This window comes from Streptomyces sp. NPDC006551 (assembly GCF_040611675.1).
Lineage (GTDB): Bacteria > Actinomycetota > Actinomycetes > Streptomycetales > Streptomycetaceae > Streptomyces.
This window is the reverse complement of sequence record NZ_JBEXOT010000019.1, coordinates 13,899-35,028: the sequence shown is the minus strand read 5'-3', so window position 1 is coordinate 35,028 and position 21,130 is coordinate 13,899. Positions and strand designations below refer to the sequence as shown.

Annotated in this window: 22 protein-coding genes; 15 read left to right on the top strand and 7 right to left on the bottom strand. The window is 72.5% G+C overall.

The annotated features are described in order from the left end of the window. Positions 1-54 precede the first annotated feature (54 nt). The 4 genes from ABZY12_RS18685 (at position 55) to ABZY12_RS18670 (ending at position 4,372) form a co-directional block, all read left to right on the top strand. The gene (locus ABZY12_RS18685; RefSeq protein WP_356891558.1) at positions 55-2,088 is read left to right on the top strand and encodes a UvrD-helicase domain-containing protein; all 2,034 of its coding nucleotides are present in this window, start codon (positions 55-57) and stop codon (positions 2,086-2,088) included. A 102-nt stretch (positions 2,089-2,190) separates the two neighbouring features. Next, complete coding sequence (locus ABZY12_RS18680) at positions 2,191-2,667, top strand: hypothetical protein (RefSeq protein ID WP_356891556.1); 477 nt, start codon at positions 2,191-2,193, stop codon at positions 2,665-2,667. Between the two features lie 2 nt (positions 2,668-2,669). Then, positions 2,670-3,413: a hypothetical protein gene (locus ABZY12_RS18675; protein WP_356891554.1), complete on the top strand. Its 744-nt coding sequence runs from the start codon at positions 2,670-2,672 to the stop codon at positions 3,411-3,413. 44 nt (positions 3,414-3,457) lie between these two features. Beyond that, positions 3,458-4,372, top strand: coding sequence for a transporter substrate-binding domain-containing protein (locus ABZY12_RS18670; protein WP_356891552.1), 915 nt, complete (start codon positions 3,458-3,460; stop codon positions 4,370-4,372). Between the two features lie 35 nt (positions 4,373-4,407). Here ABZY12_RS18670 and ABZY12_RS18665 read toward each other — a convergent pair whose 3' ends face one another. Continuing rightward, on the bottom strand, positions 4,408-5,304 hold the full coding sequence (locus ABZY12_RS18665; RefSeq protein WP_356891550.1) for an aminoglycoside phosphotransferase family protein: 897 nt from the start codon (positions 5,302-5,304) through the stop codon (positions 4,408-4,410). 82 nt (positions 5,305-5,386) lie between these two features. Between ABZY12_RS18665 and ABZY12_RS18660 the strand changes: the two genes are divergently transcribed. Further along, entirely contained in the window at positions 5,387-6,142 is a 756-nt protein-coding gene (locus ABZY12_RS18660) for an SDR family oxidoreductase (protein ID WP_356891548.1), read from the top strand. A 61-nt stretch (positions 6,143-6,203) separates the two neighbouring features. Here ABZY12_RS18660 and ABZY12_RS18655 read toward each other — a convergent pair whose 3' ends face one another. Both ABZY12_RS18655 and ABZY12_RS18650 read right to left on the bottom strand, forming a co-directional pair. Beyond that, on the bottom strand, positions 6,204-6,902 hold the full coding sequence (locus tag ABZY12_RS18655) for a copper homeostasis protein CutC (RefSeq protein ID WP_356891546.1): 699 nt from the start codon (positions 6,900-6,902) through the stop codon (positions 6,204-6,206). Positions 6,903-6,953: 51 nt separating this feature from the next. Next, positions 6,954-7,922, bottom strand: a complete 969-nt coding sequence (locus ABZY12_RS18650) for a hypothetical protein (RefSeq protein WP_356891544.1) — start codon at positions 7,920-7,922, stop codon at positions 6,954-6,956. Between the two features lie 182 nt (positions 7,923-8,104). On the opposite strand from ABZY12_RS18650, the gene ABZY12_RS18645 reads away from it, so the two are divergent. The 3 genes from ABZY12_RS18645 (at position 8,105) to ABZY12_RS18635 (ending at position 11,250) form a co-directional block, all read left to right on the top strand. Beyond that, the gene (locus ABZY12_RS18645; RefSeq protein ID WP_356891542.1) at positions 8,105-8,395 is read left to right on the top strand and encodes a cation transporter; all 291 of its coding nucleotides are present in this window, start codon (positions 8,105-8,107) and stop codon (positions 8,393-8,395) included. Positions 8,396-8,637: 242 nt separating this feature from the next. Next, entirely contained in the window at positions 8,638-10,908 is a 2,271-nt protein-coding gene (locus tag ABZY12_RS18640) for a heavy metal translocating P-type ATPase (protein ID WP_356891540.1), read from the top strand. A gap of 60 nt (positions 10,909-10,968) precedes the next feature. Then, the gene (locus ABZY12_RS18635; protein WP_356891538.1) at positions 10,969-11,250 is read left to right on the top strand and encodes a metal-sensitive transcriptional regulator; all 282 of its coding nucleotides are present in this window, start codon (positions 10,969-10,971) and stop codon (positions 11,248-11,250) included. 21 nt (positions 11,251-11,271) lie between these two features. Here the strand turns inward: ABZY12_RS18635 and ABZY12_RS18630 are convergent, their stop codons facing one another. Continuing rightward, positions 11,272-11,427 (bottom strand): hypothetical protein, encoded by a 156-nt coding sequence (locus ABZY12_RS18630; protein WP_356891536.1) that lies wholly within the window; start codon positions 11,425-11,427, stop codon positions 11,272-11,274. Between the two features lie 82 nt (positions 11,428-11,509). Here ABZY12_RS18630 and ABZY12_RS18625 point away from each other — a divergent pair, with 82 nt between their 5' ends. The 7 genes from ABZY12_RS18625 (at position 11,510) to ABZY12_RS18595 (ending at position 17,596) form a co-directional block, all read left to right on the top strand. Continuing rightward, entirely contained in the window at positions 11,510-11,890 is a 381-nt protein-coding gene (locus tag ABZY12_RS18625; protein WP_356891711.1) for a BlaI/MecI/CopY family transcriptional regulator, read from the top strand. Beyond that, entirely contained in the window at positions 11,887-12,798 is a 912-nt protein-coding gene (locus ABZY12_RS18620; RefSeq protein WP_356891534.1) for a M56 family metallopeptidase, read from the top strand. The genes ABZY12_RS18625 and ABZY12_RS18620 overlap by 4 nt, the downstream gene beginning before the upstream one ends. Positions 12,799-12,923: 125 nt before the next feature. After that, the gene (locus ABZY12_RS18615) at positions 12,924-13,403 is read left to right on the top strand and encodes a GNAT family N-acetyltransferase (protein WP_356891532.1); all 480 of its coding nucleotides are present in this window, start codon (positions 12,924-12,926) and stop codon (positions 13,401-13,403) included. Between the two features lie 317 nt (positions 13,404-13,720). After that, positions 13,721-14,617 carry a class I SAM-dependent methyltransferase gene (locus ABZY12_RS18610; protein ID WP_356891530.1) on the top strand — a complete coding sequence of 299 codons (897 nt, stop codon included), beginning with the start codon at positions 13,721-13,723 and terminating at the stop codon, positions 14,615-14,617. 172 nt (positions 14,618-14,789) lie between these two features. Beyond that, positions 14,790-15,221, top strand: a complete 432-nt coding sequence (locus ABZY12_RS18605) for a transcriptional repressor (protein WP_356891528.1) — start codon at positions 14,790-14,792, stop codon at positions 15,219-15,221. A 175-nt stretch (positions 15,222-15,396) separates the two neighbouring features. Next, a complete protein-coding gene (locus ABZY12_RS18600; protein WP_356891526.1) occupies positions 15,397-16,431 on the top strand; it encodes a helix-turn-helix domain-containing protein in 1,035 nt (344 codons plus the stop codon). A 112-nt stretch (positions 16,432-16,543) separates the two neighbouring features. Next, the gene (locus ABZY12_RS18595) at positions 16,544-17,596 is read left to right on the top strand and encodes a LuxR C-terminal-related transcriptional regulator (protein WP_356891524.1); all 1,053 of its coding nucleotides are present in this window, start codon (positions 16,544-16,546) and stop codon (positions 17,594-17,596) included. 117 nt (positions 17,597-17,713) lie between these two features. Here ABZY12_RS18595 and ABZY12_RS18590 read toward each other — a convergent pair whose 3' ends face one another. The 3 genes from ABZY12_RS18590 to ABZY12_RS18580 all read right to left on the bottom strand — a co-directional run bounded on the left by ABZY12_RS18590 (position 17,714) and on the right by ABZY12_RS18580 (position 21,126). After that, a complete protein-coding gene (locus ABZY12_RS18590) occupies positions 17,714-17,914 on the bottom strand; it encodes a hypothetical protein (RefSeq protein ID WP_356891522.1) in 201 nt (66 codons plus the stop codon). A gap of 227 nt (positions 17,915-18,141) precedes the next feature. Further along, on the bottom strand, positions 18,142-19,428 hold the full coding sequence (gene mshA / locus ABZY12_RS18585; RefSeq protein ID WP_356891709.1) for a D-inositol-3-phosphate glycosyltransferase: 1,287 nt from the start codon (positions 19,426-19,428) through the stop codon (positions 18,142-18,144). 132 nt (positions 19,429-19,560) lie between these two features. Next, positions 19,561-21,126, bottom strand: a complete 1,566-nt coding sequence (locus ABZY12_RS18580; protein ID WP_356891520.1) for a class I tRNA ligase family protein — start codon at positions 21,124-21,126, stop codon at positions 19,561-19,563. Positions 21,127-21,130 lie beyond the last annotated feature (4 nt).

Below are 21,130 nucleotides of genomic sequence, written 5' to 3'. Positions count from 1 at the left end.
GGTCGGAAACCGGCGGCCGCCCCGTCATGTCCCCCTTCTCCCGGAGGCACCGCCATGTCCGCTTCGGACGACCCGCTCGCGCGCGAGCGCGCCCATCTGACCGCGTCCCGCGCCGCGTTGCGCGCGATGCGCGAGGACGTGCAGGCGCTCGACATCAAGGACGTCACCGCGAACTGGGTCAACGCCGTGGTCCTGGAGGCGCAGATCGAGGAGCGGATCAAGGCGCTCGCCGACCTCTCCCACACCCCGCTCTTCTTCGGCCGGCTCGACTATCTGCACACCACGCAGGAGGGGCAGCGCTTCTACATCGGCCGCCGCCACGTCCACGACGCCGACGGCGACCCGATGGTGATCGACTGGCGGGCGCCGGTCTCGCAGCCGTTCTACCGCGCGTCGAAGAAGGACCCGCAGGACGTGGGGCTGCGGCGCCGGTTCGGTTACACGGGCGGCGAGCTCACCGCGTACGAGGACGAGCGCCTCTCCGACCCCGGGGAGCTGGAGCGGACGAGCAAGCTGCTCCAGGCCGAGATCGAGCGCCCCCGCGTGGGTCCGATGCGGGACATCGTCGCCACCATCCAGCCCGAGCAGGACGAGATCGTACGGTCGGGCCTGTCCGGCACGGTCTGCGTGCAGGGCGGCCCGGGCACCGGAAAGACGGCCGTGGGCCTGCACCGGGTCGCGTACCTCCTCTACGCGCACCGCGAGCGGCTCGCCCGCACCGGCACCCTGGTCATCGGACCGAACCGGTCCTTCCTCCACTACATCGAGCAGGTCCTGCCCGCGCTCGGCGAGTTGGAGGTCAAGCAGGCGACGGTCGACGACCTCGTCGGTCATGTCGAGGTCCGCGGCACGGACGAGGCGGCGACGGCGGTCGTCAAGGGCGACGCACGGATGGCGGAGGTGCTGCGCCGCGCGGTCCGCTCGCACATCACCCTGCCCACCGAACCGCTGATGGTCGTCCGCGGCTCGCGCCGCTGGCGGGTCCCTGCGTACGAACTGGAGGAGATCGTCCAGGAGTTGCGGGACCGCGACATCCGGTACGGCGCGGCCCGTGACGCGCTTCCGCAGCGCATCGCGCACGCGGTCCTGGTGCGGATGGAGCAGGCGGGCGAGGCGCCGGACGACCGGGTGCAGGACGCGGTGGCGCGCAACGCGGCGGTGAAGGCGGTCGTGAAGACGGTCTGGCCGGCGGTCGACCCGGCCAAGCTGGTCCTGCGGCTGCTGAGCGACGCCGAGTTCCTCGCCGAGCACGCGGAGGGGGTGCTGAGCGCCGACGAGCAGAAGCTGCTGCTCTGGGCGAAGCCCGCCCGGTCGGTGAAGTCGGCGAAGTGGTCGGCGGCGGACGCGGTCCTCATCGACGAGGCGAAGGACCTGGTGGAGCGGACGCACTCGCTCGGCCATGTGGTCCTGGACGAGGCGCAGGACCTGTCGCCGATGCAGTACCGGGCGGTGGGCCGGCGCTGTACGACGGGTTCGGCGACGATCCTGGGCGACCTGGCGCAGGGCACCACGCCGTGGGCGACGGAGAGCTGGGCGCAGGCGTTGGGGCATCTCGGGAAGCCGGAGGCCGTGGTGGAGGAGCTGACGGCCGGTTTCCGTGTGCCGCGCGAGGTCATCGCGTACGCCTCCCGGCTGCTGCCGCACATGTCACCGGGGCTGGCGGCCGTCGAGTCCGTCCGTGAGAACCCCGGCTCGCTGACCGTCCGTCACGCCGAGGACCTCGACGCGGAGGTGGTCGCGGCCTGTGTCGCGTCGCTCGCGCACGAGGGCTCGATCGGGCTGATCGCCGCCGACGCGCGGATCGCGCCGCTGGCGGAGGCGCTGACCGCGGCCGGTCTGACGTACCTCTCCCCGGGCGAGGAGACCACGGCCGAGTCCCGGCTGACCCTGGTCCCGGCCTCGCTGGCGAAGGGCCTGGAGTACGACTACGTGGTCCTGGACGACCCGGCGGCCGTCGTCGACGGCGAACCGGACGAGCGGACGGGTCTGCGGCGGCTGTACGTGGCGCTCACCCGTGCCGTGTCCGGTCTCACCGTGCTGCACTCCTCACCGCTGCCGTCGCAGCTCGTGGAGCATCGACTCTCCTGACATCGGGACCGATTGTCGCCTGCGCCGGACCCGCGCACTCGCTTACCATCACAGTGTTCACAGAGCTATCAGCACGCGCGGCCGGCACTCACTGGGGGACCCGTGTCCGAACTGCTCCACATCTCCGCTGAACTCGCTCCTTACTTCGCCACCGCGGCCGGCGCCTTCGGGACGGCGCTGGCGACGACCGCCGCGCAGCGCATCACCGACGAGTCGGTGACCCGCGGCTCGGGGTTCTTCCGCAGGATCTTCCGGCGGGACGACGGTTCCGTGCCCCCGCTCGACCTGGCCGAGGGCCTGGAGGAGTCGCGGGCCGACGAGCTGCTGAACGCTCTGGGCACGACGGAGCGGGAGCAGCTGGCCCGTGCGCTGACCACGTGGCTGAGGGAGCGGGACAGCGGTCTCGATCCGGAGCGCCTCCTGGAGCTCATACGGAACGCCGCCCCCACCACGACGCATACGACGACGTACAACGTCACGTCGCGCGGTGCGGGGTCCCTGGCGGTCGGCACGGTCGGTGAGGGTGCCACCTTCAACCTCGGCGGCGGTGGCGGCGACCGGTCGCGCGGAGAGTCCTGAGCGTGTCCGAGGAGGAGTGGCCGCCACCACCGCACGTCACCAACGTCCAGGCGAGCGGCGGGAATTCCGTCTCCGCCGGCCAGGTCGGCCCGCATGCCACGTTCAACTTCGGCACCCTGGCGAAGCCGACGGGGTGGAACCGGTCAGTGGTCCTCGCGCTCTGCGCGTCGGTGGCCGTGGCGGGTCTGGTCGTCTACGCCGCCGTCACGTGGCCCGGCGGGCCGTGGAGCCAGTTCCTGGTGTTCTACGCCTTCGTCGTGGCGGCCTCCGCCGCCGCGCTGGTCGCGTGGGGCTTCGCACGGTCGCTGCGGACCACGCTCGCCCTCGCTTCCGTCCTCTGCTGCGTCCTGGGTCTGGTCGCCCTCGAACACGTCGACCGCAACGGCGAGATACCGGTCGAGATCGATGTGCGGGGCGTCCAGCCGGTGGTGGGCTCCCGGGGCGGCACCCTCACGCTGGTGATGGCCCAGCCGGCGCCGGAGGACGTACGCGAGCGGCTGCGCATCGCGCTGACGGTGGCCGACGACGATCCGAGCACACCGACCTGTGTCCACAAGACGACCGCGACGCTGACGGCGATCACCCCGGGCATCACCCCGGGCACGCTCAGGGTGCCCGCCGATGACGTCGTCGAATTCGATCTCCACGGGCACCGCGGAGAGGTCCTCATCGGCTTCACCGTGGAGACGGAGCCCAACTGTGCGATGCGGCTGGCGAAGGTGAGCGGAACGCTCCACAGCCGTTGAAGCGGACGGATCCGCTGAATCCGTTGACGACGAGGGGGAATCACGTGAGGGGAAGCGGAGGGGCACGGCGGCGGGTCGGGGCGCGAATCGTCGCCGTCCTCGCTCTGTCGGCGGTCGTGGCGGCCGGTTGCGGGTCGCCGCCCGAGTCGATGTTCGGCGAGGGGAAGCAGGTCCGCGTCGGCACGAAGGGCGACCAGCCCGGCACCAGCTTCACGCGGCACGCCGGGGTGTACGACGGCTTCGACATCGCCGTGGCGAAGGAGGTCCTGGGCGAGGTCGGCGTGGACGAGCCCCTCTTCACCGGGGTGCTGTCCAAGAACCGTGCCATCGACCTGCGGAAGGGGGCCGTCGGCCTCGTCGTCGGGACGTACTCGATCACGAGGAAACGCATGGCCCCGACGTCGGAGCCCAACGGCGAGGGCCTGGACTTCGTGGGCCCCTACGCGTCCACTCCGCAGGGTGTCCTCGTACGGGCGGAGGATCGGGACCGCTACCACGCGCTCGACGACCTCGACGGCAGGCTGGTCTGCGTATGGAAGGGCACGACGTCCGCGCAGGAGCTGAGCAAGCCCGCCTACCGGCAGATCCGGCTGCTCGAGGAGGAGGACGCGGCCTACTGCGTCAAGGCGCTGAGGGAGAAGAGGGTCGACGCCGTCTCCACCGACCAGATGATCCTCTACGGATTCATGGAGGCCGAGCCCACCCTCACGGTCGTGCCGGGCATCGCCTTCGGCGCCACCAACGACTACGGCATCGCCATGGTCAAGGGCCATCGGGAGGACTGCGAGCGGCTCCGCGACGCCCTGAAGAAGTACGTGGCGGGCAACGACTGGGACCGGGACTTCCAGAACAACCTGCCCGGAGTGCCGGTGGCCGAGCGCAACGAGGCCAAGCCCACGACGTCCGAGATCGACGCCGTGTCCTGCCGGGACGAACCGGCCAACGCGAGCATCGACTGAACCCGGGCCCGGGCCGGCCCCTTCGAGCGGGTCGCTCAGAACTCGGTGAGGGCCTCGGAGAGGGTGCGACGGGCGATGGCGGCGAGGACGGGGTTGGTGACGCGGTAGTAGTGCTCCGTGACCACGCCCCAGCACAGCGCCCACCCCCGGCCGCGCGCCCAGGTCGCGTCGTCGACCTCGGCGGCCTCCCGGAACAGGGGCCGGGTCTCGGCGGTCAGGAGCGTCCAGGCGGCCATCATGTCGCAGGCGGGGTCGCCGACCCCGACACCGCCGAAGTCGATGACCGCGCTGAGCCGGCCGTCACGGGCGAGCAGGTTGCCGGGCAGCAGATCGCCGTGGACCCAGACGGCAGGGCCGTCCCATTGCGGGAGCCGGAGGACGGACTCCCAGGCCCCGGTCACGAACGCGGCGTCGATCGTGCCGTCGGCGCCGAGGTCGCGGACGGCGCCCGCCATGTGCTCGCCGCCCCACTCGGTGACGTGTCCGCCACGGAAGGAGGCGGGGCCACCGGTCGCGTCCACGCGCCGCAGCGCCGCGCCGAATCGGCCCAACACCGTGGCGGCGTGGGCCAGATCGGCGATCGGCTCGTCGAAGGCGTCGGCGCCGTCGAGCCAGCCGTAGACGGACCAGGGCATGGCGAAGCCCTCCGCCGGTACGCCCTTGCCCAGCGGTACCGGCACGGGCAGCGGGAGGTGGGGGGCGAGGTGCGGCAGCCAGCGCTGTTCCTTCTCGACCTGGCGGGCGGCGCCGGGGATGCGGGGCAGCCGGACCGCCTTGTCGTCCCCGAGGCGGTACATGGCGTTGTCGGTACCGGCGGAACGGACGGGGGTGACGGGCAGGCCGGCCCACCGGGGGAACTGCTCGGCGACCAGCCGGGCGACGAGCGCGCTGTCGATGTCGACCTCGTCCGCGTGCATCTTGGGAGCTGCCATGCGCGCGAGCGTAGGGGGGCGGGTGCGCGCGGGGCGAACGGATTTCGGATCATGGGGGCGGCGCGACGAGAAGGGTGCACGGATGACCAGCACAGCAAGCCGGCCGGTGACGGTCGTCACCGGCGGCAGCCGAGGGATCGGGGCCGCGACCTGCGTCCGGCTCGCCACCGAGGGACACGACCTCGCCCTCGGGTACGTGAGCGACGCCGACGCGGCCGAGCGGACGGCGCGGGCGGTACGGGCGGCGGGGGCGCACTGTGTCGTCGTACGGGCCGACACGGCCGTCGAGGAGGACGTGGAGCGGCTCTTCGACACGGCGGAGGCGGAGTTGGGCGCGGTGACGGGCCTGGTCAACAACGCGGGTGTGACCGGGCCGCTGGGACGGCTCACGGACGCCACGACGGAGAACCTGCGCCGGGTGGTGGAGGTCAACCTCCTCGGCTATCTGCTGTGCTGCCGCCGGGTGGCCCGGGACCTGACCGCGCGGGGCGGCGGGGGCGCGATCGTGAACATCTCGTCCGCCGCGGCGACGCTGGGCAGCCCCGGCGAGTACGTCCACTACGCGGCGACGAAGGCGGCGACGGACGCGCTGACGGTGGGTCTGGCCAAGGAGCTGGGCCCGCAGGGCATCCGCGTCAACGCGGTCGCGCCGGGCACGATCGAGACGGACATGCACGCGACGATGGGCGACCGCGACCGCCCGGCGAAGGCCGCCCTGGTCACCCCCCTGGGCCGCCCGGGGCAACCCGCCGAGATCGCGGCGGCGGTGGCGTGGCTGCTCTCCCCGGACGCCTCGTACACGACGGGCACGGTCCTCCGGGTGGCGGGCGGGCGCTGAGCGGGGGGGCGGCGGCCGCTGACTCCTGCCCGCCCCCGGCGGGCGGGAGTCCCGTTCCGCTCTACGCGTCCAGCGCCTCGCGCCAGGTGCGGACCGCCGCCGCGGTGACCGGGGACGTCCAGCCGTGGGGGCGGGCCGCGCCGCCGATGTGGAAGGCGGTGAGGCCGGCCGCCCGCAGTTCCGGCAGGTGGTCGAGGCGCAGGCCGCCGCCGACCAGGATCTGGGGTTCGTAGCCCGGCTCCCCCGCCCTCGCGGCCTCCGCCTTGAGGACGGCGAGGCCGTCGTCGACGCCGGTCGCCGCGCCCGCCGTGAGATAGGTGTCCAGGCCCGGCAGGTCCGCGAGCTGCTTGCGCAGGGCGTCGCGGTCGGCCGCCCGGTCGATGGCCCGGTGGAAGGTCCAGCGGCAGCCGTCCAGGACGGCGATCAGCCGCTCGACGGCCACCAGGTCCGGATCCCCGTGCGGTGTCAGGAAGCCGAGCACGAACTCGTCCGCGCCCGCCTCCCGCAGCTCCGACGCCCGTGCCACCAGCGCGTCGAGCTTCCCGGAATCGCCTGCCCCGAAGCCGTCGTGGAGTCGGAGCATCACCCGCAGCGGGATGTCCACAGCGGCGCGGATCGCCGCGAAGCCGGTCAGGGACGGGGTGAGCCCGTCCGCCGCCATGTCGGTGACCAGTTCGAGCCGATCCGCCCCACCGGCCTGGGCGGCGACCGCGTCCCGCTCGTCGAGGGCGATCACCTCAAGGACTGCACGGTTGCTCATCGAGCCCATTCCTCCATGAATGACGGCTACAGGTCTAGTCCAATGACCAGACTAGCCGTGCGAGTGGCCTCCCGCATCGTGCGTGTCACCGCCGGTCGCCGCCGGAGCGGTGCCCTGCTGCGCGTGACCCGGCCCGGCGTGGACCGTGAAGGCCGCCGTCCGCACCTTCCCGCCGTGCTGGAAGTCGAGGAACAGACGGTACGTTCCCGGGCTCGGCGCCGTCGCCGTGAAGGAGACGTCCGGGCCGGGGCCGCCCTCGTTGGGGTGGACGTGCAGATAGGCCAGGTCACCGTCGCGCAGGGCGACGAGGTGACCGTACGCCCCGAGGTAGGGCTCCAGGTCCGTGACCGGCTTGCCGTCCTTGCTGACCGTCAGCTTCAGCTCGCCGGCCTTGCCCGGGGCGAGGGTGCCGCCCAGCGCGACCTGGTAGCCGTCGACCGTCGCGGTCGGCGCGGCGGCCGGCAGCGGCCGCGGCGCGTACGCACCGGGCACGGACAGGTCCACGCCCAGGGTGATCCCCTTCGCGCCCGCGGCCGCCGGCTTGAAGTCGGCGAACGCCTTGTAGCCGCCCGCGGCGGGCAGGTCGACCGGCGTCGACCAGGTCCCGTCGGCCGCCCGCACCGGGTGCAGGTGGCGATAGACCGTCAGGTCGCGCGAGGCCACGATGAAGTGGAGCTCCTTGCCGTGCTCGGTCTTGTACGCGGTGACCTTCCGGCCGCTCCCGTCCTTGATCGAGAACTTCAGGACGCTCTTGCCGACGGCCGGCCTCGGCGTCTCGAGGGCCAGCGTGTAGCCGCCGTCCGAGACCTGGAGGCCCCCGGCCGCGGGGGCGTCGGCGGCACCGGCCTCGTGACCGGCGTGGCCGTCTCCCGCCCCTCCCGGCTCGGCGGCCGCGTGCTCGCCGTGGTCGGCCTTCTTCGGCTCCTCCACGGGTCCGACGCCCCTACCGACCCCGTACGCGGTCCCGAAGGTCGCCGCGAGTGCGGCGGCAAAGGCGGTGATCTTCACTCCGGTGTTCATGGCAGCTCTCCCGTACGTGGGTGACCGTTCCGTTCGATGCATTTCACAATACCCCCAGGGGGTATCAAGTCAAGTCGGGCAGCCACTTGCACCGGATACCACCCGGGGGTATACATTGGTCCTAGCCCGATACCCCCCGAGGGTATGACGGGACACTGTCTCCACCGATCGAGGAGGAACCCATGTCTTCCTGCTGTACTCCTGACGGCAGCTGCTCGACCAACGCCGGCGAGGCCACCACCGCCACCGCCGTCGCGGACAGCACCACCACCGTCTACGCCGTGACCGGCATGACCTGCGGCCACTGCAAGACCGCCATCACCACCTCCGTCAGCGCGCTCGACGCCGTCATCTCCGTGGACGTCGACGTCGCCGGCGGCCTGGTGACCGTCACCACCGGCGGAGAGCCCGACGACGCCGCGATCGCCGCCGCGATCGACGACGCCGGCTACGAGCTCACCGGCCGCGCCTGACCGCCGCGCGCGAGCGCACCCCGGCCGCCGGGGCCCGACCACCACACCCCCGGGCCCCGGCCCCCGACGTCCAGTGATCAGGGCCGGCCGCCACGAAAAGGCGAGTGAGCCGAAGGGGGCGCGGGCGTCGAAAGGAAGAACGCGCACAGGCGGCGAGGAACGAGCCGCCGAGCACGATCGTCCGTCGACGCACGCACCAAGCGCCCCGGAGGAGAACCGAGCCTCAAAAAGAGAGGTGTCTCATGACTACGACGACCCCCGGCGCCGCCCAGGTCGAGCTCGCCATCGGCGGCATGACCTGCGCCTCGTGCGCGGCCCGTATCGAGAAGAAGCTCAACCGCATGGACGGGGTCGAGGCCACCGTCAACTACGCCACCGAGAAGGCGAAGGTCACCTTCGACGCGGACGCCGACATCTCGGTCGCCGACCTGATCGCGACCGTCGAGGCGACCGGTTACACCGCCGCCGAGCCGCAGCCCGAGCGCACCGCCGCCACGGGCGAGGAGGGGCCTTCGGACGAGGAGAGGGCCGATGAGGAGCTGCGGCCGCTGAAGCAGCGGCTGATCACCGCCGTCTCGCTCGCCGTCCCCGTCATCGCGATGGCGATGATCCCGGCGCTGCAGATCGAGTACTGGCAGTGGCTGAGCCTCACGTTCGCCGCCCCGGTCGTCGGCTACGCCGCCTGGCCCTTCCACCGGGCCGCCTGGACCAACGCCAGGCACGGCGCGGCCACCATGGACACGCTGATCTCGGTCGGCACCCTCGCCGCGTTCCTGTGGTCGCTGTGGGCGCTGTTCTTCGGCACCGCCGGCACCCCCGGCATGACGCACCCCTTCGAGTTCACGATCGCCCGTACCGACGGCGCGGGGAACATCTACCTGGAGGCCGCGGCCGGCGTCACGGCGTTCCTGCTGGCCGGCCGGTACTTCGAGGCCCGCTCCAAGCGCAAGGCGGGCGCCGCGCTCAAGGCGCTGATGCAGCTGGGCGCGAAGGAGGTCACCGTCCTGCGTGGGGGCCAGGAGGTCACCGTACCGACGGCCGACCTGCAGGCCGGGGACCGTTTCCTGGTCCGGCCCGGCGAGAAGATCGCCACCGACGGCACGGTGGTCGAGGGCTCGTCCGCCGTCGACGCCTCCATGCTGACCGGCGAGTCCGTGCCGGTCGAGGTCGGTGTCGGCGACTCGGTCACCGGCGCCACCCTGAACGCCGGCGGCCGTCTGGTCGTCGAGGCCACCCGCGTCGGCTCCGACACGCAGCTGGCCCGCATGGCCAAGCTGGTCGAGGACGCGCAGAACGGCAAGGCCGCCGCTCAGCGCCTCGCCGACAAGATCTCCGCCGTCTTCGTACCCGTGGTGATCGCGCTGGCGCTGGGCACGCTCGGCTTCTGGCTCGGTACCGGCTCCGGTCTGACCGCCGCGTTCACGGCCGCCGTCGCCGTCCTGATCATCGCCTGCCCGTGCGCCCTGGGGCTGGCCACCCCCACCGCCCTCATGGTCGGCACCGGCCGCGGCGCGCAGCTCGGCATCCTGATCAAGGGCCCGGAGGTCCTGGAGACGACCCGTAAGGTCGACACCATCGTCCTGGACAAGACCGGCACCGTCACCACCGGCCGGATGACCCTGATCAAGGTCCACACCGCCGAGGGCACGGACGAGACCGACGTGCTGCGCCTCGCCGGCGCCCTGGAGCACTCCTCCGAGCACCCGATCGCCCAGGCCGTCGCCACCGGCGCCGCCGCCAGGGTCGGCACGCTGCCCACGCCCGAGGACTTCGCCAACATTCCCGGCCTCGGCGTCCAGGGTGTCGTCGAGGGCCACGCCGTCCTCGTCGGCCGCGAGAAGCTGCTGACCGAGTGGGCCATGGAGCTGCCGCCGTCGCTGAAGTCGGCGAAGGACGAGGCGGAGAGGGCCGGCAAGACCGCGATCGCGGTGGCCTGGGACGGCCGGGCCCGCGCGGTCCTGGAGGTCGCCGACGCCATCAAGGAGACCAGCGCCGAGGCCATCGAGCGGCTGCGCGCGCTCGGCCTGACGCCGATCCTGCTGACGGGTGACAACAAGGCGGTCGCCGAGTCGGTCGCCGCCGAGGTCGGCATCGACGAGGTCATCGCGGAGGTCATGCCGCAGGACAAGGTCGACGTCGTCAAGCGCCTTCAGGACGAGGGGCGTTCGGTCGCCATGGTCGGTGACGGCGTCAACGACGCCGCCGCGCTCGCCCAGGCCGACCTGGGTCTGGCGATGGGCACGGGCACGGACGCCGCCATCGAGGCCGGTGACCTCACCCTCGTACGAGGGGACCTGCGGGCCGCCGCCGACGCCATCCGGCTCTCCCGCAGGACGCTCGGCACCATCCGATCCAACCTGTTCTGGGCCTTCGCCTACAACGTCGCCGCCCTGCCGCTCGCCGCGGCCGGACTGCTCAACCCGATGATCGCGGGTGCCGCCATGGCCTTCTCCTCGGTCTTCGTGGTCGGCAACAGCCTGCGCCTGCGCGGCTTCCAGGCCGCCGACAAGTGAGTACCCGCGCGGCCTCTCCCCCCGCGCCATCGCCTGTAACTGTCTGACGAGGAGGCCGCCGTGGCCGGTTACGTACAGCACAAGGAAGACGTCATCAGGCGCCTGAGGCGCATCGAGGGCCAGGTCAGGGGGGTGCAGCGGATGGTCGACGAGGACGTCTACTGCATCGACGTCCTGACCCAGGTCTCCGCGATCAACGCGGCCCTCCAGTCCTGCGCCGTGGCCCTCCTGGACGAACACCTCAGCTGCTGTGTCACGGAGGCGATCGCCCAGGGCGGGGACCAGGCGAAGGTGAAGGTGGGCGAGGCGTCGAAGGCCATCGCCCGACTGATCAGGACGTAGGGGCCGGTCGTACGGAGCGCGTCAACCGCCCTTGCGCGAAGGGCAGTCCGCGGACAGCTCGAGGCTCAGCCGGAGACAGAGCCCGAGCACCTGCCGGAGGAGCACCAGCTCCGCCGAGCCGGGCGGTCCGGGGCCGCAGACCTTCGCGCAGGGGCGGTTCTTCATGAGGGTCGACATCTCGCCATCGTACCCCCAGGGGGTATATCGACACGGGGACGGCGGACCGTACGATGAGCCGCCCGAGGGGGAGGGGATGCGCGTGCGCCGGCTGGGAGAGCTGGAGGCCGAGATCATGGACCGGCTGTGGGCCTGGCAACGGCCCGCCACGGTCCGTGACATCGTCGACGACATAAATCTGGGCCGCCGGGTCGCCTACACGACGGTGATGACGGTGGCGGACATCCTCCACCGCAAGGGCTGGCTCCGCCGCGAGAAGGCCGGGCGGGCCTGGCTGTACGAACCGTTGCGCACCCGCGAGGAGTACACCGCGGCCCTGATGCAGGACGCCCTCGGCGACAGCGCGGACCGGCCGGCGGCGTTGCTGCGTTTCGTGGAGACCATCTCCGACGAGGACGTGGAGGCGCTGGACGCGGCCCTCCGCGCGGCGCGCGGCACGCGCCCGGACGGGGGTGCCGCGTGAACCATCACGCCCTGCCCCCGCTCGGGCTCGCGCTGTCCTCCGGCCTCCTGGTCCCCTGGCTCCTGGTGCGGGCCCGCTGGGCCCAGCAGGTGCCCCGGCTCGCCCTCGCGGTCTGGGCCGTGAGCGGCGCGGTGTTCGCCGGCTCGGCCGCCCTGCTCCCCGCCCAGCTCGTCCTCTCCGGCGAGAGCAGCCACCGGCTGAGCGACAGGGTCCTCGGCCTGCGGCCGCCCTCCCCCGCCCACCTCCTCGACCTGACCGGCCGCGAGTACGTGGCCCTCTCCCTGGCCCTCGCCGTCCTGGCGCTGCCCGCCGCCGGTTTCGTACGGGAGCTGCTGCGGGCCCGGCGGGCACGGCTGCGGCACGCGGGCGTCCTGCGCCTGGTCGGGCGTTACGACCCGGCGCTGCGGGCGACGGTGCTCGACCACGCGCGGCCCGCCGTGTACTGCCTCCCGGGGCGCTCGCGACGGGTCGTCGTCTCCTCCGGTGCCGTGGACACGCTCACCGCGCCCCAGTTGGCGGCCGCGCTGGCGCACGAGCGGGCGCACATCGCCGGGCGGCACCATCTGCTGGTGGCGGCGGCGGAGTCGTTCGCGGCGGTGTTCCCGCGCCTGCCACTCGCGCGGCACGGAGGTACGGCCGTACCGCTGCTGCTCGAAATGACGGCGGACGACCGGGCGTTGCGGCGCTGTACGCGGGACGCGTTGGCCACCGCGCTGTACGCGCTCGCCTCGGGGCAGGCGCCGCGCGAGGCGTTCGCGGCGGGCGGCCCGTCGGCTGCGCTGCGGATGCGGCGCATCCTCACTCCGTACAGCGCGGGACATCCGGTCCTGCGGGGGCTGGCGACGATCGCGGCGGCCGCTCTCGCGGTGGCACCGTTGATCGTCGCGTGTTGTTCCTTCCCCAGCTAATTGACGCGGCCACTACGCAATTACTAAGTGAATTCGTAGATTTCGCATCGGTCACACCGCTCCGAATTCACGGCTATCTTGGGTATGTTGGCGTTCAGGCTCGGCACGTCGAAGGGTACGAACCAATGCAGCTGGCTGACGTGCGGACGGCTGCGGCCGCCGACGCGACGACGATATCCAGGCTGCTGGCGGACGTCATTCGGAGCAGCTACGCCGGAATACTCGGGGAAATCCCCGCGCGCCGGCTGGTCTCCACGCAATGCGCACTTCCCCGTATCCGTGCGGAAATTGAAATTCCGGGTGGTGCGCCGGGCTGGCTCGGCTGGCTGGTGGCCACCGACACGGACGGCACGATCGTGGGCGCGGCCGCGGGCGGGGTCCCGATGCCGGGCGAGGGCGAGCTGTACGCGCTGGGCGTGGCGGAGGGATCGCGGCGGCGCGGAGTCGGGACGGCGCTGCTCGCGGCGGCGACGGACCGGATGCGGGGGTTCGGGGCGCGGGAGATGCGGGTGACGCTGCCGGCGGAGGAGGACCCGGCCCTGCCGTTCTACGAGAGCCAGGGCTTCGGCCCCCTGACCCCGACGCGCTGGAGCCGTGCGCTCTGACGGGGCCTCCGGCTCAAGGCCCTCCGGCTGAAAGACCCGCCGGCTCAAGGCCCTCCGGCTGAAGGCCCTCCGGCTCGAGCGCCCTCCGGCTCAAGGCCCCTCAGGCTCAAGCTCCTCCAGCTCAAGGCCCCTCAGGCTCAAGCTCCTCCTCACCGGCCGACGCCCCTCGTGGCCGATGTACGCCATCGCGTGTTCACGCCGTCCGATCCGCTGGATCACCCACCCCCGGCCCCGTCAGGATTGACGCAGCGGCGCGGGCCCGGCGGCACGGGTGCCTCGCCCGGACGGCATGGACCGAGCGAGCCCCTGGAGGAGCGATGCACACACCGAGCGGCACTTCCCTGCCCGTCGTGCCCGCAGCGCTCGCATCGGTCCTGCCGTCCCGATACGACAGCGCGCCCGGCGCCCCCGCCCCCGGATCCGGGGTCCGCGTCGCCTCCGACCACCTCCCCGGCCTGGAGTCCGTGGCCCCCGGCGACGAGGACTCGGTCTGGCTGTACGACGCCCTCCTCGGCCCGCACAGCGCCGACATCGTCCGCTATCTCAGCCTGGCGCGGGCCACCGGCGGCCCCGTCCTCGACCTCGGTTCCGGCGCCGGCCGGCTCGCCGTCCCGTTCGCCCGGCACGGCTTCGCCGTCGAGGCCGTCGACCGGGACCCCTGCGCGCTGGAGCGGATCGAGAGCTGGGCCCGGCGCATCGGCCCGCAGGTCGCCGAGCTGATCGTGACCACCCGGGCGGATCTCGCCGACCTCCGGCTGCACGGCAGTTACCGCCTCGCCCTTCTCGCCGGGGCCATGGTGTCCGCCGTCCCCCCGAGGGCCCGCCCCGGTCTGCTGCGCGAGATCGCCGCGCACCTGGACACCGGCGGAGCCCTCGCCCTGGACTACACCTCCCACCTCCTGCCCGGACTGATCGCCGAGCCGCAGCGCACGTGGGCCTTCCAGGTGCCCCGGTTCGACGGCATCGACGAGTGGGTGGTGGCCCGGCAGGTCTTCGACCTGGGGGCGATGAGCGAGCGGATCACCTACTACGCGGCCCGTACCGGCAAGCTCTCCACCGAGCGGGCCGTCCTCACCACCGACAAATGGCTCGTCGACCCCGAACGCCTGGCGGCCGAACTCCACTCCGCGGGCCTGCACATCGAGGGCCGGCGACGGCACCGCATCGACGAACGCACCGAGAGCGTGCTCCTGGTCTGCCGCGCGGACGACTGACCCGCCCGCCGGACGCGGGCGCGTGATCGCCGGCGCCCGACGCGGATGGCAGGCGCGACGGCTGACGCGGGCGTCTGCCGCCGGCGCCCTGACGGCGCGGTCGGCCAAGAGGTACGATGCCTACAAAAGTTTGAGCCGACCAGGCGGCGGGCGGGCGGAGAAGATGGCAGGCGTGGACGAGCTGACAGGACGCGAGGCGGTGATCCAGCGCCTGCGTGACGTCGGCCTGCGGGTCACGGGCCCGCGCCTGGAGGTGCTCACGGTGCTCGCGTCGGGCGGCCATCTGGACGTCGAGGCGATCACCGCGACGGCCCGCGAGCGGCTGGGCACGCTCACCAGCCAGGCGGTGTACGAGATGCTCCGCCACTTCCAGGAGACGGGCCTGGTCGGCAAGTTCGACCGGCCCGGCCTGCCGGCCGTCTTCGAGATCGCCGGGCCTCCGCACCAGCACGCCCTGTGCGTGCGGTGCGGACGGGTCGAGAACGTCGACACCGAGGCCCCGCGCCCGCCGCGCGGCACGCTGCGGGACTGGCGGATGAACGACGCCGAGATCGTCTTCAAGGGGCTGTGCCCCGACTGCGCCCGGTCCGCCGCCGGGCACTGAGGCACCGCCGCCCGGGCACCGGCCGGGACAGAGCCCGTATCGCCGAGGCCGAGCCCGTACCGGCCGGGACGGACCGGGGCCGGATGAACACCGTGCGTCGCGTTCGATTTTGTGGCAGGGTCTAGCGGGGCGCTTCAACGGGATCCGCGAGGATCCGAGGGGAGTCTGCGGCGCTGTGTCCAAATACGCCACCGGGACGCGTACGGGAAGCGATCACGCCCTCGCCGTCTACCTGGAGCTCCGTGCCCGCCCTTCCGCCGCCTTCGACGAGGTCGCGGACGGACTCGAACTCTCCGCCGAGGAGCGGGAGCGATGTCGCGGTGAACTCGTCACCCTCGGTCTGATCGAACCGAACGGGCCGGCCGAGACCCCGGTGCCCACGGTCGTCGACCCCGACATCGCGCTGGTCCGCCTCCTTCAGTGCGAGCGTGACCGGCTGGAGAACCGGCTCGCCGAGACCAGCCGGGCCCACACCAGCCTGGAGACCCTGGCCGGGCCCTTCCTCCGGGCCGGTACCGCCCCCCGCTCCGAGGTCGACGTCGAGATCGTCGCCGATCCGGAGACCGTCCGGCGCGAACTCGCCGGTCTGACCGATTCCGTACACGCCTCCCTGCACTCGATGCACACCGGTTCGGTCCGGCGCGAGGACATGGCCGACGAACTGGAGGGCGACCGGCGCAAGATCGAGCGCGGGGTCCGCGTCCGCGCCATGTACAGCCGCCGGGCCGGCGCGGTGCCCGAGATGGCGCAGCACCTCCGGGAGCGGGCCGCGCTCGGTGTGGAGCTCCGGTTCTCCGCCGTCGTCCCGATGAACATGGTGCTGGCCGACGAGAACTTCGCCCTGCTGCCCACCGATCCGCACGATCCCGACTCGTCCGCGATCCTGGCGCGCGGACCGGGTCTCGTCCGGTCCTACCTCGCGCTCTTCGAGTACTGCTGGCACGCCGCCACGCCGTACGGCGACGAGGACCAGGCCGAACGCGGCGGCGGCGACGGTCTCTCCGAACAGCAGCGGGTGGCCCTGCGGATGCTCGCCTCGGGCATCAAGGACGAGCAGATCGCGAAGAACCTCGGCGTGTCGCTGCGTACGGTCAGCCGGCTGCTCTCCGAGGTGATGCACGAACTCGGCGCGGCGAGCCGCTTCGAGGCGGGGGTGAAGGCGGCCCGGCTGGGCCTCCTGGACGGGGACGCACGCGACCCGGGCGTGTGAGACGGAAAGTTGTATCGGCGGGACGAAGCGAAGATCGGTACGAGGACATCCGCCGCACCCTGTGACAGGGTGAGACGGGGAGACGCGGATCAACGAGGGGGGTCACTTCGCCATGGCCACGACGGGCGACGGCACCGGCGAACACGGGGCCGACGTGTTGCTGACCCTCTATCAGGAGCTGCGCGGACGAGGGGTGTCGAGCTTCCACGAGGCCTGTGCGGAGCTGCGGATCGCGCCGGAGGAGTACGAGCGATGTCGGGCCGAACTGACCTCGCTCGGGCTCGTCGTGCCGACGACCAGCACTCATGCCACGATCAACGACGTACGGGACGCCAACTGGCGGCCCGATACGGACACGGTGGCCACGGTCGACCCCGAGATCGCGCTCCTGCGTCTGCTCGACCGCGAACGTGAGCGGCTGCGCGAGCACCTGGCCGAGGCCGACAAGGCGTACAGCACCCTGGAGACACTGGCGGGAACCTTTCTCCGGGCCGGCTCGCTGACCCGCTCCGAGATCGCCGTCGAGGCCATCACCGACTACCGCCGGATCCAGCAGGCGCTCGAGGACATCATCGACGTCATGCAGGAGAACTCGGCCTCCATGTATCCGAGCGGCCCCACCCGGCAGATCCCCGAGCGGATCCTGAACCGGGACCGCCGGCAGCTGGGCAACGGCGTGCGCGTCCGCGCCATTTACCACACGAAGGACGCCGGAAAGCCGGAGCTGGCCGACCTGTTGAGCCGGCGCGTGGCGCTCGGGGTGGAGGTGCGGCTCGCCCCCGTCATCCCGATGAACATGGTCATCGCCGACCAGCAGTACGCCATGGTGCCGATCCGGCCCGACGAGCCGCGCGAGGGCGCGATCCTTGCCCGCGGGCCGGTCCTCGTCCGCTCGTACCTGAGTCTGTACGAGCACTGCTGGCACACCGCCTCCCCCTACGGGGACGACGTGGCCCCCGAGCGGGGCGGCGACGGGCTGTCGGAGCAGCAGCGGGCGGCCCTGCGGATGCTCGCCACGGGAATGAAGGACGAGAAGATCGCCCGGAATCTCGGGGTGTCCCTGCGGACCGTGAGCCGCATGCTTTCCGAACTCATGCAGGAATTGGGGGCGTCGAGCCGGTTCGAGGCCGGGGTGCGCGCGGTGCGCCTCGGCTGGCTGGACTGAAGAACCCCGGCGGGCGGCGAAAAAGAAAGCCCCGCGATCACCGTGCGGTGATCGCGGGGCTTTTCCGTCTCCAGCCGATTGCCGCTGACTCCCCAGCTGAATTCGGCTCGTCTCGGGTCAGTTGGTCGGCGCGACCGGGGTGGGCGTGGCGTTCGGCCAGTCGACGTCCGCGCCGGACGCCTGCTGCGGGACGGAGGCCGAGGTGGTGTCGGGGGCGGCGACCAGGGCGGCGCCGCCCGCGACGGCCATACACGCCACCGCCGCGAGGGCGAACTGGCGGACGGTCTTGCGGATACCCGAGATACGCACAGCAGACATGATTCCTCCAGGAGTTGGAATGTGAATTCCGTCTTCTGGGGGCCCGTGCCGCCGGGCGTTCCCTGAAGACATCTCTATTCTGGCCCGCCCCCGGAAACCGATCCAGAGTTCGTCTCTGCGTGGACTCGCCATGGCGTGGATGCGTCAAGACGCCTCAATGTGCGTCGCGCACAACGGAATTACTTGATCCGGAGCTTCCCATATCTTTGGTCGAACCAAAAGTGGTGCTAGACTTGTGCGACGGCCTTCTCGTTCCTCCAGGAGAGAGAGGCCGCCGGGGCAGGGGCGTGCCGCCGCCCCTGCCCCACCCTGACGGCGTCCCGCCGCGCGGCCTCGTACACCTCGATCGTCCGCGCGGCGGAAGCACGCCAGCTCATCCCCCGGGCATGGCAGACCGCCGCCTCCCCCATCGTCGCCCGCGTCGCCGGATGCCCGGCCAGCCACAGCAGCCGGCGGGCGTACTCCACCGGGTCGTGACCGCGCACGAGCAGCCCCGTCACCCCGTCCCACACCGCCGTCGGCAGCCCACCGACCGCGGCCGCGAGCACCGGAGTCCCGCAGGCCTGCGCCTCCAGGGCCACCAGACCGAAGGACTCGCTGCGCGAGGGCACCACCAGCACGTCCGCAGCCCGGTACCAGTCCGCGAGCCGCTCCTGCGGTACGGGAGGACAGGGCCGCAGCACGTCGGCGACCCCCAGCTCGTGCGCCAGCCGCCAGACCGTGCCCTGACGGGTCGCCCCCGAATGGCCGCCGATCACCGGCACGACCAGCCGGCGACGCAGGTCGGGCGCCAGCCACAACAGCTCCGCGATCGCCCGGACGAGCACGTCGGGGCCCTTGAGCGGCTGGATGCGGCCCGCGTAGAGCGGGACGAAGGCATCGGCGGGCAGCCCGAGGCGGGCGCGCGCCGCCGCCCTGCCGTCGGCGGGACCGAAGGTCCGCAGGTCCACGCCCGGCCGGACGACCTCCGTGCGCGGTTCCTCCGCCCCGTACAGGGACCGCAGCGCCTCGGCCTCGTCGACGGTGTTGGCGATCAGCCGGTCCGCCGAGACCACCACCTGACGCTCGCCCCGGATGCGCAGCTCCGGCTCGGGGGTGTCGCCCTCCGCCAGGGCCGCGTTCTTGACCTTGGCGAGGGTGTGGGCGGTGTGCACCAGCGGTATCTCCCAGCCGACGGAGGCGATCCGGCCGGCCTGGCCGGAGAGCCAGTAGTGGGAGTGGACCAGGTCGTAGCGGCGCCGCTCCTTGAGCAGGGCCAGCGAGAACGGCACGACCAGGTCGGGCATGGCCTCCTTGGGGAGGGCCTGGCGGGGACCCGCGTGCAGATGGCGGACCCGGACGCCCGGCGCGAGATCGACCCGCTCGGGGCGGCCCTCGCCCCGGCAGCGGGTGAACAGGTCGACCTCGGCGCCCTGTTCGGCCAGGGCGCGGGAGAGCTCGACCATATAGACGTTCATCCCGCCGGCATCCCCGGTACCGGGCTGGTGGAGCGGGGAGGTGTGGACGCTGAGCATGGCGACGCGCAGGGACACGGGGGGCTCCTGTGAGGGCGGGCCACGTGTCCCCGCGCGTCGCGCGCACGGCCACGCGGCAGGGATGGGGAGGTGCGACTACTGTGATACTTAGTTGCTTAGTAGTGCGGGTTCTCAGAAACCGAAGACCGGACCGGACGGCGGGGCGAGCCGGGTCCCCGGCAGCGGACCGGTCAGGGCGTGCCAGTCGACCGACCGCCCCGGCTCGACCTGGAGCGCGGCCGCGAGGCGGTCGGCGCCCTCCGGCATCACCGGCCGCGCCCAGGCCGACAGCGCCGACGCGAAGGCCAACTGAGCGGCCAGCGCGGGAAGGTGACGGCAGGCGGTGGTCGGCCGGCAGCGCTCGTGGGCGTTGACATGGCCGAAGTCGGCCACCGAACGGACCATCTCGTCGAGGACGGCGACCGCGCGGCGCGGGTCGAAGGCGTCCGGACCGTAGGCGTCCCGCAGATCGTCCACGGCCCGGTGCAGCCGCCGCTCCAGGATCTCCCAGCCGGTGCCGCCGGGCAGCGCCTGCGGGGCGAGGCCGGCGCACTCCTCGCGCACGGAGGCGAACAGCCGCGACAGCCAGCTGTTCCAGGACTCGTCCAGCTCGTGGCGGGCGGCGGCGAGCCGGTCGCGGGAGAAGACCGTACGGCGACCCGTCGGGCGGGCCTGGAGGACGTGCCGCCGCAGCGTGTCGGAGCCGTACTCCGTGAGCAGGTCCAGCGCCCAGACGTTGCCCTCCTGGACACCCTCCTCGATGACGTACGACTCGTTGACGCAGAACTCCTGCGGCAGCTTGACGTCCTGGGCGAGGAGCAGCACGGGCAGCAGCACGGCGTGGCAGAAGGCGTGTCCGAAGCCGCAGAAGTGGATGGCGCGGCGGGGCAGCGGACCCTTGGTGTCGTAGCCGAACAGATGCATCGCCGCCGCCTCGAAGCAGCCGTCGATGCGGTGGTCGGGGAAGCCCTCGACCGGCACCGCCAGACCCCACTCGGCCGGGTGCCCGACCGCGATGTCGGGCAGACCGTCCTCGACGAGCGACTCGCACAGCGCGGCGAGCCGCGGCGGGAGCCCGGCCGTCGCCCAGTAGTCGGCGAGCGTCTCGCGGAACGGCTCCAGCGGCACGTACAGCCGGCGGCAGCGCTTGGGCAGCGCCGGGGTGTCGCAGAGCGAACAGCGCGGCGCGATCAGATCGCCGCCGTCGTTGGGGCGGGCGCACTCGTGGCACATCCCGCCGTCGCTGGCCGCGCCGCAGTGCGGGCAGGTGCCGGTGACGTGAGCGCCGTACAGCCACCGCTCGCAGGGCTCGCAGTAGGGCAGCAGCCGGGTGCGCGGGGCGATGACGCCCTGCGCGTACATGCGGCTGAAGAGCTCCTGCACCCAGCGGCCGTAACCGCGGTCGCGGCGGGGCCGGACGATGTGGTCGAACTCCACGCCGGAGCGCAGCCAGTCGGCGGTGATCGCCGCGCGGTAACCCTCGGCGACCTCCTCGGGCTTGCGGTGGTGACGCAGGGCGCGGACCTCGACGGAGCTGGCGTGGTCGGCGGTGCCGGTGGTGAACCGTACGGCTTCGCCCTCGGCGCGCAGGAACCGGGTGAGGACGTCGGCGGCGACGTACGGCCCCGCGAGATGACCGATGTGCAGTTCGCCGTGGGTGGCGGGAGGGGTCGCGGTGATCCAGACGGGCGTGCTCATGGGG